General features: G+C 49.7%; 7 protein-coding genes. 2 read left to right on the top strand and 5 right to left on the bottom strand.

The window, feature by feature from the left end:
- Positions 1 to 7 precede the first annotated feature (7 nt).
- From guaA to BM058_RS12495, 4 genes are all read right to left on the bottom strand, one after another.
- A complete protein-coding gene (guaA, locus tag BM058_RS12480; protein ID WP_090927415.1) occupies positions 8 to 1,546 on the bottom strand; it encodes a glutamine-hydrolyzing GMP synthase in 1,539 nt (512 codons plus the stop codon).
- 228 nt (positions 1,547 to 1,774) lie between these two features.
- Positions 1,775 to 3,937 (bottom strand): transglutaminase TgpA family protein, encoded by a 2,163-nt coding sequence (locus BM058_RS12485; RefSeq protein ID WP_090927384.1) that lies wholly within the window; start codon positions 3,935 to 3,937, stop codon positions 1,775 to 1,777.
- Between the two features lie 14 nt (positions 3,938 to 3,951).
- On the bottom strand, positions 3,952 to 5,142 hold the full coding sequence (locus BM058_RS12490; protein ID WP_090927385.1) for a DUF58 domain-containing protein: 1,191 nt from the start codon (positions 5,140 to 5,142) through the stop codon (positions 3,952 to 3,954).
- On the bottom strand, positions 5,143 to 6,105 hold the full coding sequence (locus BM058_RS12495) for an AAA family ATPase (protein ID WP_090927386.1): 963 nt from the start codon (positions 6,103 to 6,105) through the stop codon (positions 5,143 to 5,145).
- A 211-nt stretch (positions 6,106 to 6,316) separates the two neighbouring features.
- Between BM058_RS12495 and BM058_RS12500 the strand changes: the two genes are divergently transcribed.
- Together BM058_RS12500 and BM058_RS12505 are read left to right on the top strand one after the other, a co-directional pair.
- Positions 6,317 to 8,665 carry an S-layer homology domain-containing protein gene (locus BM058_RS12500; protein ID WP_090927387.1) on the top strand — a complete coding sequence of 783 codons (2,349 nt, stop codon included), beginning with the start codon at positions 6,317 to 6,319 and terminating at the stop codon, positions 8,663 to 8,665.
- A gap of 821 nt (positions 8,666 to 9,486) precedes the next feature.
- Entirely contained in the window at positions 9,487 to 11,169 is a 1,683-nt protein-coding gene (locus BM058_RS12505) for an IS1182 family transposase (RefSeq protein WP_245736983.1), read from the top strand.
- Between the two features lie 45 nt (positions 11,170 to 11,214).
- Here BM058_RS12505 and BM058_RS12510 read toward each other — a convergent pair whose 3' ends face one another.
- On the bottom strand, positions 11,215 to 12,408 hold the full coding sequence (locus BM058_RS12510; protein WP_090927388.1) for a methyl-accepting chemotaxis protein: 1,194 nt from the start codon (positions 12,406 to 12,408) through the stop codon (positions 11,215 to 11,217).
- Positions 12,409 to 12,418: the final 10 nt, after the last annotated feature.

Here is a 12,418-nt window from a genome sequence, read left to right on the forward strand (position 1 = left end):
CTTCTCTTTACTCCCACTCAATCGTGGAAGGCGGCTTAGACGTGATATCATAAACGACCCGGTTCACATGCTGGACTTCGTTCACAATTCTCGTGGAAATGGATTCAAGCACCTCATACGGGATTCTCGCCCAGTCCGAGGTCATACCGTCCACCGACGTTACCGCGCGGACGCCGACCGTATAATCATAGGTTCTCGCGTCTCCCATAACACCAACGCTCCGCATATCCGGAAGGGCGGTGAAGTACTGCCAAATCTCACGGTCGAGCCCGGCGTTACTGATTTCCTCACGCAGAATCGCATCCGATTCGCGCACAATCCCGAGCTTTTCTTCCGTAATCTCACCGAGCACGCGGATACCCAGTCCAGGTCCCGGGAACGGCTGGCGCCACACGATGTCGTCAGGAACGCCGAGTTCCGTTCCGAGCTGGCGTACTTCGTCTTTGAATAACGTATTAAGCGGTTCAATCAGGTCCATGTTCATATCTTCGGGCAGTCCGCCGACGTTATGGTGGGACTTAATCGTCTGGGCGGTATCCGTGCCGCTTTCAATAACATCGGTGTAAAGCGTACCCTGGGCTAGATAATCCATGTTTTCGAGTTTTTCCGCTTCCTCTTCAAACAGGTAGATGAACTCATTGCCGATGATTTTCCGCTTTTCTTCCGGATCGGAAACGCCCTCCAGTTTCGTCAGAAAACGCTCCTGGGCGTCAATTTTCACCATGTTCATGTTGAAGTCGCCGGCAAAGGTGTCCATGACGCTCTCCGCCTCCCCTTTGCGGAGAAGACCATGGTCAATGAACATACATGTAAGTTGATCACCAATGGCCTGGTGAATCAAGGCTGCGACCACAGAAGAGTCCACCCCGCCGCTCAGCGCACAGAGTACGTTTTTGTCTCCTACCTGTTCGCGGATCAAGGCGGTCTGATCTTCTACAAAATTGCTCATCGACCATTCTCCGGCACAGCCGCAGATCGTAAAAGCAAAGTTCTTAAGAATAGCATCGCCGTGCTCGGTATGGCGGACTTCCGGATGAAACTGCACACCGTAAATCCCGCGTGCTTCATCACTCATCCCCGCCACCGGGCAGGAGGCATTGCCGGCGTCGGTTCGAAATCCTTCCGGTGGTGCTGTAATCAGGTCTCCGTGGCTCATCCATACCGTCTGCTCGTTTGAAAGGCCCTGATAAAGCGCGGAGCTGTGCTGCACCTGAAGTGCTGCCTTTCCGTATTCGCGGTGATTCGATGCTTCCACCCGGCCGCCGTAGTGCTGCGTCAACAGCTGCATACCGTAGCAGATTCCAAGAATCGGAATCCCGAGTTCATAAATGGCCGGATCGGCAGCCGGGGCTCCTTCGGCGTAAGCACTGCCGGGTCCGCCGGAGAAAATAATACCCGACGGCTCTATCTCCTTCAGCTGCTGCGCCGTGACAGATCCCGGATGCAGCTCACTGTAGACACCAAGGTCTCTGATGCGGCGGGTAATCAGCTGATTGTATTGACCGCCGAAGTCAAGAACGACGATCCTCTCCGTTTCGTTTGACATGTCCCCATTCACCTTTCTCCTGTTAGTAAAATAAAAAAAACCGGAACCCATCTCCAGATCAAGAAAAACGAAGACAGATTCCGGGATATACGTATCTCCGGCTATCCTGCCTTCGTAGTCCAATCTGAAACGACCGGGTAGAAACTCTTTCCCTTGAAAGATATACGAAGCTGGTATTGTCTACTGCTGAAACATGCCTACTATTTTAGCAGTCCGCCTGTGAAACGGTCAAGTTCCAATGCGGTGTACCATTTTCGCCCAGACCGCAGTGATATGATCCCAGTTTTCTTTTTTCGGCCGGCCGCCGTAATGAATTTTTTCATACTCGTGAACAAGCGTACTCATGTCGTTGACAGCAAACCACTCATCCATCCGCTTCCCGTATTCGCGGAGCGTTTCGCCATCACGCCGGTCGAACCCGGCATGACGCAGAAGACGCAGGAGTGAATAAAAGGCTCTCGTGAAAGAAGCCGCATCTTTGGTATGCCGGAACCGCAGCAGCATCCCTTTTTTGATGATGGTAAACCGGAAGACGTACAGGAGAGCGGCAAGTACGAGTACACCGCCTGCGATAAAGGGCCACTTCGGCATACCTGAGGATGAAGCAGCAGCCTGTGTATCATTTTCTTCCTGATTCTGCTGTTGTTCTTCCTCTTCTGTGTCCTGTTGTTGTTCCTGCTGCTCCTCTTCCCTTTCCGGCGTTTCGTTATTTTCCTCTGTATTCTCCTGCTGAGAGTAGTCAAATTCAGAGGAAAATCCTCTCGTCGGCTCAAATGGAACCCAGCCCGTACCTGGAAAATAAACCTCGACCCAGGAGTGGGCATTGGCACTCGTTACTTCATAAACCGTGCTGTTCTCCCCGGCCTGGGATTCACTCCCTTTTGTAAAACCTTTCACCCACCGTGTTGGAATCCCAACCGTACGGAGCATAACCGCCATTGAGGTGGAAAAATTATCGCAGTAGCCGCGCTGTGTATCAAACAGAAACTGCTCCACGTAATCTTCTCCTTGTTCCGGAACCGCGATATTGGAGGTATCATACGTGAATTCCGGGCTGTTAAAATAACGTTCCACAGCCCGCACTTTGTCGTACCGATTATTCTCACCAGATGTGATCTCATCAGCCTGCTCCCGGATGGAGGAAGGAAGATCATCCGGAAGACCGAGGAAGTAATCCTCTATATACTGCGGGTCGTTCGTGGAGGCACTCTGCATTTGTTCGATAGAAAATTCAGGGTATCCATACGTGAGCTCATAACGTCTGGGAGCAAGCGGCTCCCCGGCTGCTGTCGTCGATGCTCTGCCGGTATAGCGGTCCACTTCAAGAGACACATTTTGATTTGGAACTTCTATATCCTGAAGACTTCCTGGATAAAACGCAAAATCAAAAGCGCCGGCATGTTCTTGTGCTATCTGCACCGTAACGTTCTGCTGAGTAGTCTCCACCGAATCATCATAAAACCCACTGACCGGTGAAGGCCGTTCCGGAGTATTCGACTCCCAGCCGCGGCCGGTATACACGTTCTTCGACTCTCCGCGCCAGTACCCCACGTCTCCTCCTGAAGCAGTGAATACAGGGGTCTCATCCATCTCAAAGCCGCCGCCGAGCTGTTCATCATTTTCACCGTATCCGATTTTCTGTACGGTTTCACCGCCGCTTCCGGCAGGCGTTTCAATTCCTGCCGTACGTTCTAAGAACGGTACCGGGTCCGGCCACTGAGGCTCTGCCTTTGGCAGGAGTAATCCAACAGCCGTTGAACATGCAAGCAGAAACAAGGCCAGCATCGTCCAGCGGAACCACACAAACCTCGACTGTACCGCGCCGGGATAATAATAGACGAGACGGTCCCACTGCAAAAGCGCCATCAGAATAAAACCGAGAACGAAAACACGGATAACCGCTGTGGTTCCATCATAGACGAAAAAGGTATCCATCACCCCGATATAGATGACAGTAAACAAAAAGAAGAACAGAATCCGCCTCGCCTGCACGATCCAGAAATACAAAAGATAGCTCATAATAGACAGAAGCAGCATAAATAAAAAGCTCCGGAACATATCACTCATGCCGTACCAGCGGCCTTCCAGCATATAACTGATATTAGTGGTTCCTTCTATGTAAAGAGCCTGCCACCACTGTATGCTGAACAATGTCTCGTCAAGAAAGATGGAATGAATGCTGAATAACATCCCCCCGGCTGTCAAAAGCAGGGTAACCCACCATGGGAACTGCAAAAACATAACCAGAAAGAAAAAACCCGCCGCTGCCATAAACACCGGAACGTATCCGGTGTTTGTTACTTCCGGAAGAGGGATCAGCCATTCCATTAACAGAAGATACCCGATCATATACATTAAAAATATTTTTGGTGTCTGTTTTGTCCGCTGCACGGCAGGTCCTCCTTCTAGGATGTTATATCAAAGGCGTTGTCATCCATCCATACATAAGCCGTGACCGCCCCGCTCCCCCGGAGCTTCTCCAGGCGGATCCGTTCCTGCTCGTCCATCGTCTCATGACCGCAGAACGCAACCACCAGCTCATTACGGTTCTTCAATACCTGCTGCAGTTCTTCCGTGCGCTGCGCTGACATAACAGAAGTAATATAAAGCAGGGAACGTCCATGAAACTGCTGCCGGAAAAAAACCGCTTCATCAAACGAAGCGCTTCCTGGTTCCAGTTTTGCCAGTTCCTGATAGATGCTTTGGAAATGGGCGCGTTTCGACTCTTCCTCGAGCAGAACCTCTTCTCCGGTGGAAAAACCCAAACCGGTCGGCACCCCTTTTTTATAACAGTAATCCGTGAAGGATGCAGCAAACTCAATCCGTTCTTCCAACGCATCCCTGCTTTTTTCGATGGTATTGTCGATGATGACGAGATGGCCCTGTCCTTCCTGTGATTCAAATTCCTTTGTTACCAATTTGCCGGCCCGGGCGCTGACTTTCCAATCAACACTTGTCATTTTATCGCCTGGTATATAATCCCTTACACCGGCGACAGAATAACTCTGATCCATCATTCTCACAGCGGAAGGAGTAGTTTCCTGATTCTCATTGCGAAGACCGTTCCACCGTTTCAGCGGACGGAGCCGGGGCAGCACCGTTACCGGCTGTGGAAGATCAACTTCATACTCTTTTGTAATGAATCCAAATAAATCCCCTGTTCTGAGCATGACAGTGGAGAACCAGTATTCACCCCGGCGTCCTCCCCGGATGTCATAGGAGTGAGACAGCGACAGCGCTGGAGATAGAAAAAAAATAGTACCGGATTCCTGCCCCAGTCCTTCAACCCCGGACGGAACAGTATCCTCCACACTTAAGAACAGAAACGGAAAAGGCAGTTTTTTTTCAACATGGAGAGTTACCTCCATGCTTTCATTGTAGGACAGCATCGTACGGCTCACGTTTCTTGTTACCTGAAGACGGCGGAGCGGATAAGCGATAAACAGGGCATTCAGAATCACAGCCGACAATACACTGTAAAAAAGAAACCAGCTCACAAATCCACCCTGAAACATCGCATAGGTGTAAAGGCCCCCCATAACTGCAGCCAGCAGCAATGCTTTGCCCGTTTTTACAATGATTCGTCCCGGTCTCATTTACTGCACCATTTCCTTACCGGCAAGCGGCACACGAAGCGTAGAAAGAATATCACGAATCACATCTTCCCCGTCTTTTTCCACCATCTGCAGATCCGAGCGCAGGATAATGCGGTGGCTCAGCGCAACAGGCGCAAGATGTTTAATATCGTCGGGAACAACGTACTCCCGCCCCTTTAGAAAGGCAAAAGCCTGCGAAGCTTTCATAAGGGCAATCGATCCGCGCGGACTGACTCCGAGCTGTACATCCCGGTGGGTTCTCGTTTCATTTACGATGGAAATGATGTACTGTTTCACAGCATCATCCACATACACAGACGAAACCTGCTCTTGCATCTTGAGAATGTCTTCCAGACTAAGCACCTCATGCAGTTCCTGGATTGGATGGTTCTGCTCTACTCTTTTCAGCACACTGAGTTCTTCTTCGTATGTCGGATAGCCCATCTTCAGCTTAAACAAAAAACGGTCCAGCTGTGCCTCCGGAAGTGGATACGTCCCCCCATATTCGATCGGATTCTGAGTTGCCATCACAAAAAAAGGCTGCTCCAGATCTCGTGTCCGCCCATCGATTGTCACACTTCCTTCTTCCAGTGCTTCCAAGAGCGATGACTGCGTTTTCGGCGACGTACGGTTGATTTCATCTGCCAGTACCACATTGGACATCACCGGTCCTTCCCGGAATTCAAAAGACTGCGTTTTCTGGTTATATATCGACACCCCGCTTACATCGGAAGGCAGTAAATCCGGAGTGAATTGAATTCTTTTGAAATCCGCTCCGATAGACCGGGCAATCGCCCGCACCATCATTGTTTTTCCAACCCCCGGCACATCCTCAAGCAGAACGTGCCCTTTCGCAAGCAGGGCAGTCAAGCTCAATTCTATTTCTTCACGTTTACCTACAACGACGCGTTCTATGTTCTCTATCACCTGCTGGAGCCCGGAACGTTCCGTTTCCACTTTCATTCCTCCCATTTCCTCTGCTGATGCCCTACGTTCTTTCTTTCATATTATCACAAATGGGGAGGGTTTGTGGGCATGATAATCTTTTTCCGGCTTCCGTTATTTCCAATATATTTCTTCACAGATATTCTTTTCAATTCCATCTTAGTATAGTAACATCTTCCTTGATCATGTTTTTAAAAGAATTTTCAGGAAAAAAGAGAGGAGAGATTCGATGGATGGTCAAAGACGGTACCGGCACTGTTATGCTAAATTATCCCTTGCCGCAGTCCTCGGCCTGTCCTGGACAGCAGGCGCAGAGACCAGCCAGGCCGCACCTGACGACGAAGTGGAAGTGACCATTAATGCAGAAAACAATCATTCCAACAGTTCAGAGGAAAGCAGTCAGGTCAGTACCAGCGAAGTTGATCCCGCAGATGCCGACATTACAAAGGATGAAGCCGTAAAAAAACTTAGAACTGTCCTTCCCGCCCTCGAAGAAGCCGAGGTTCAACAGGTTGAACTGCGCCGCGATTCAGGAACACTAAGCGGCAGCGGAGAGCTTGAATGGGATGTACGATGGGAATACAGCGAAGGCAGTTCCAGTTACGGTTTTTCAGGAATTGTGAATGCGGTGACAGGAGACGTTATACGTGCAAGCATTCTCGGCCCGATGAACGAAGACACAAAGGCGTATTACCCTCCGGACATTTCTGAAGAAGAAGCTGCTGCTAAAGCAGAAGAAGTAATCAAAACCGCGGTTCCATCGGTGGATATCGAGCAGCTCAAGCGTGAGGGGAATACGACAACACCCCTTGAATCTCTGTTTGGAGACGTCGGATACACCATGAATTATGTTCCATACATAGACGGCGTTCCTGCTTCGGAACAAGCGATTCAGGTAGGAATTAACGGAGCCGGCGAGGTGACGAGCTTTTCCAACACCACGTCCCCTTCAGCAGAATATCCGGAATCCGAACCTGAAGTCACAAAAAAGGAAGCGATTTCTACGTTTCAGGATAATGTCAATATAAGATTGGCTTATTACACTTCCCCCGCAGGAGCAAAGGAAGAGGTATTTCTCGGATGGGGGCCGGCCCCCTCCCATAATCCGATGTACATTGACGCAGGTGCAGATGAATTCTTGAACCGCCAGGGAGAAGCATACGAGCAGACAGACCGTTCCTATGCGGAACTGGACGCAGCCTCTACGTATGAACCGCTGGAAACAGGAGAAGATGGTTCCATCTCCGAATCTCAGGCTGTGCGTGTTGTACAGGAACAGATGGATAAACTGCAGGACCGTGAACCAGAGCAGGCTTCTCTACGGCAGCAGCCGGACAGTGACACGTCGGCCTGGCAGTTGATATGGCAGATGCAGCAGGGAACGGGCGGTTCTATCCAGGCAGAAGTAGATGCCGCCACAGGACAGATTCTTACCATCAATCAATTCAGCGCAAGGCCCTCTCAAACAGACTCAGAGGACGGAGAAGAAATATCGAGTGAAGCCTTAAAAGAAGAGGCCGTTTCCATTCTGTCTGCGCTGTACCCGGATGCATCGGAAGAATTTAAACTGGCGGTTTCCAGCGGATTACCCGATTCCACGGAACAGAATACGAACAGATTCACGTTTCAGCGGTTTGCCGGAGAGATTCCGGTGCAAAACGATCAAATCACCATTACGTTGAACAGCAGTGGAGAGCTGGTCGAATACCGCAGAAATCTGACGTCCAACCTCGAGGAAAAGATAGAAGGACTGACCGATGACATCGGAGAGGAAGCCGCAGCCGAGCAGTACTCGGACTCTATCAATGCGTCTCTTTCCTATCAGTCCTTCCCTGTTGGAACGAATGCCGGGTCAGACGAAACCGAAACGAAACTCGTGTATCAAAAACAGCTCTCCAGTCAATCGGTAGTAAACCCTGTGGTGAATGCACAAACCGGGAACTGGCAATCACCCGTTCCGGCAGCCGCAGGAATACCGGAGGAGAATGCTCCTCCTGCAAAGGACATCCAAGGCCATGAATCAGCGGATGCGCTTCAAACCTTGGTGCAATACAACGTGCTCAATCCCGATGCAGAAGGAAATATCCTTCCCGATGAAACACTCACTTACGGGGACTGGCTGCGCATGGCAGCAAGTGCTGTCTCACCAAGGTTTGACCGTACCAGTTACTACGCGAATGAAAAACAGGACGTGAAAGAAATATCACCGGACAGCCCTTACTATGCTGTGGTTTCTTTCGCTGATGAACGAGAGTGGCTCGACAGCAGCCGTGACACGGTGGATCCTGATTCGACACTGACCCATGAACCATTCGTTCAATCAATGGTCCGTATTCTCGGCTACGATCAGTTTGCCACCCACATGACAGACGAGACACCACCTTTCAACGATGCAGACGCCATCACTGATACCGGATCTATTAACACCGCCCTGCAGCTCAACCTGATAAGCAGCAGCCAAGACACTTTTGGACCTGAGACAGAAGTAACAAGAGCTCAGGCAGCCGAACACATGATAAACATGGCTGACCTGCAAAGCAGCATTGACCAGGACATCGACAACCGCCGGACACATTAAAGAAAAAGCGGGTCTGGGATAAAACCTCTATAAAGAAACGAAAAATGCCGAACGATTTTTAAAAATCGTTCGGCATTTTTCGTTTCTGAGACAAACCGCTGCGTCAACATGTTTTTCTTTTACTCCAGAGCACAAGGGCGACATCGATTCGCCGGGGCTCCACCGGATCAGCTGCCTGTCGAAACCGGCGGAGCCCGGCCGCTCCAGGTCTCTGATCACCACGCCGGCCGGTATAGCGCAGTATAAAGGCAGGCAAAGGCATGGCAGATGTACGGGAGGTTTAGAACATGGAGGCGTTTGTGCGTGTCGTTCGGGATAGGCGGACGGGCGTTGTTGTTCGTTGGGAATGGGTCCGAAGGCACTTTAGGAGGTGGTGCGTCCCCCTAAACGTCGTTCGGCCCATCGCCTGAAGCACTTTAGTATATAGGGCGCCCCTCAAAACGTCATCAGACATGATTCATAAAGCACTTTAGAGAATCTCGTGCCCCTGTAAACGTCACCCGGGAACCAATCTACGCTGCGTTCAGCGGGAAAAGAAAAAAAGGAACGAGCCGACACGGCCAAGAGTCCGCGCCGCTGCCTGAAAAGAGAAAGGAATCGTTCATAAGCCGGTGCGCCCTTCAACGTCATGATCCGGTGGAAATACGTCACGAGTCTGGGACAAAACCAGTAAATATTAGTAAATAAGGGTGCGGCTTCCGATAAGACAATCGGAAGCCGCACCCTTCTATTTTTTTAAGTTTTTTCGAAACGAAATAAACAAAAAAGGGGTCCCTCTGCTATAATTGAAGCACCACACAACAACCACAGGAGGGATCCCTTTGTTCCATTATTATAACATGAATCACGTTGTTTTGCCTTTAGATCTGGAAGTGAAACTGCAGAAAAATGATATTGCCTATACCGTCCACCATATGGTGGAACAAATTCCGGATGAAGCCTTTATCAGCCTGATGCAGGAGAATGGACGCCCTTCTTACCATCCCAGAATGATGATGAAGATTATTCTCTGTGCCTACACCCAGTCCGTGTTTTCGGGAAGAAAGATAGAAGGTCTTCTTCAAGACAGTGTGCGCATGATGTGGTTGGCACAGGGGTATGAGCCGAGTTACCGTACCATCAACCGTTTTCGTATCCATCCCGATGTCCAGGATCTTTTGCGTCAATGTTTCGTTCAATTCCGATGTCAGCTTGTGGAAGAGGATGTGATCGAAGAAGAAGCGATTTTCATTGATGGAACGAAATTGGAGGCCAATGCCAATAAATTTACCTTCGTCTGGCGCAAAGCCACCGAACGATACAGCCGACAGCTGGTTGAAAAGTCCAATCGTATGTACGAGGAACTGTTGGAAAAGGAAATCATTCCAGCTATCGATCGGGAAAGTTCGGACGAACTTTCGACCGAGGAGCTCACAGCTGTCCGGGAACAATTGAATAAAGAAGTGGAGACGTACGATCAGCACATTGAGGAAAGCTCTAATGGCAAAGAACGCAAAGACCTGCGTGCAGCGAGGAAAGAACCGAAACACTACCGCAAACAGTTCGATGATATGATCGCCCGCAAAGAGAAATACCGGAAGGATATGGAGATTTTCGGAGAGCGAAACAGTTACTCTAAAACGGACCACGACGCCACATTTATGCGAATGAAAGAAGACTATATGAAAAATGGGCAGCTGAAACCCGGCTACAACCTTCAACTGGCGACCGAAGGTCAATATGCCCTTGCCTATGATATCTTTCCGAATCCGACCGACACCCGTACATTCATGCCCTTTTTGGACCATATCGAGAACAACTTTTTCAACCTTCCCTCTTATATCGTGGCGGATGCGGGATACGGCAGTGAACAGAATTATGACGATGTCCGTTTCAACAGACAGCGCACACCTTTGATCACCTACAATCAATACCGCAAAGAGAAGAAGAAGAAGCACAGAGACAATGCGTTTAACGTTGCGAACTGGCCGTATGATGAAGAGAGCGATACGTTTATTTGCCCCGCCGGGCAGTCGTTGACCTATCGGTACGACTCCCACCGAACAGACCGTTATGGGTACGAGCGGACCTTCCGTGTCTATGAAAGTGAAGACTGTACCGGTTGTCCGTTACGAGCATCGTGTACCAAAGCTAAAGAAGGGAACAATCGCAAGATTTCCTATAATGAGAAATGGGAAGACCACAAAGCCTATACGAGAGAGAAGCTTTCGGAACCAGAAACGGGAGAAATCTACGGAAAACGGAAGGTAGACGTAGAACCAGTTTTTGGATTTTTGAAGGCTTGTTTGCGTTTCACCCGTTTCTCCGTGCGTGGCACGAAGAAAGTGAAAAATGAGATAGGGTTTGCACTGCTGGCGGTGAACTTGAAAAAGTACAACGCCAGTACCACCTCAACTTCTTCACGGAAGGTATTTTCATCTTATAAAAAAGGATCCGATTATCTTGTTTTGATAATCGGACCCTTTTTTTATTCAACATTTTTTACTATTGTCCCAGACTCGTGACTCGTGATTTCCTGCGCCTATTTTATTTTTGTACCAGACTCTTTTTTATGCTTGTGCTGCGAGGTTCTTTTCCTGTATCTGCCCGATGATGTCCGAGAGCGTCTCAGCCGATGAGGAGACTTCCTGCATCGAGGCATTCACCTCTTCAATAACGGCTGCGCTGTTCTGCAGGCTGCCATTGGAGTCACTCACAATGTCTGACACTTTTTCAAGGGAGCCGGCTACCTGATTCATATTTCCTGTCACTTCACCAATTGCTGTGGATATATCCTGAATAAACTCATCCATTTCTTCCACACCTGAATGAATGTTTTGGAATACGCGCCCGGCGTTGTGGTTTAATGTTTTCCCTTCTTCCACCGAATCGCCGCCTTTTTCGATCACGCGGACAGCTTGATTCGTATGCTCCTGGATTTCATTAACCAGATCCCGGATGTTGCCGGTTGCCTGATTTGTCTGTTCGGCCAGTTTCCGAACCTCATCTGCCACGACGGAGAAACCTTTCCCGTGCTCTCCTGCTCTTGCTGCCTCAATTGCCGCATTGAGGGCCAGCAGATTTGTTTGATCCGAAATGTCAGTGATCAACGTCAGGATACTGCCTATCTCCTCCGTCTTCTGTCCGAGGTTCCCCACCACACTCACAGATTGATTCACGTGGTCTCCGATTACATCCATGTGATCCGTGATTTTCCGGACAGCCTCATCTCCTTCCCGAAAACGCGCGATCGATTCTTTCGAAGATTCGGAGACGAAGGTAATGCTTTCCGAGATCTCCTGCAAGGTGAAAAATATCTGGGACGAAGTACCGTTGATGTCCTGGATGGTTTTCACCTGTTCATCCGTCCCGGAAGCAAGCTCCTGCACGGTTGTCGCAATTTCATCGACTGCCTGACTCGTCTCCTTCGTCGATGCTTTAAGATTCGATGAAACCGAAAGGGTCTGCTGAGCCAGCTGATCGAAGTCTTCATCCTTTTCACCGGACACAGAGGACAGTTCTTCTCCCTGAAACTTCGCTTGATCATTACGCAAAGGGCGCAGCGAAAGGCGTAGATAAAACCAGGCCGCAGCGAGCACTATAATCAGGCTGATGACCGCCGCACTCCAGACAGCAGGTGTTACAGGTGTCCCGGAAGTGATCAAAACCACCCAAACGGCCGCTGCTGGAATGAGAGCTGCCACAGCCGAAAAAATGAATAGTTTTACAAGTAGACGTTGGTATAAAGAATAATCGTTTTGCATCGTTATCGTA

The organism is Salibacterium qingdaonense, from assembly GCF_900114715.1.
GTDB classification, from domain to species: Bacteria; Bacillota; Bacilli; order Bacillales; family Marinococcaceae; genus Salibacterium; species Salibacterium qingdaonense.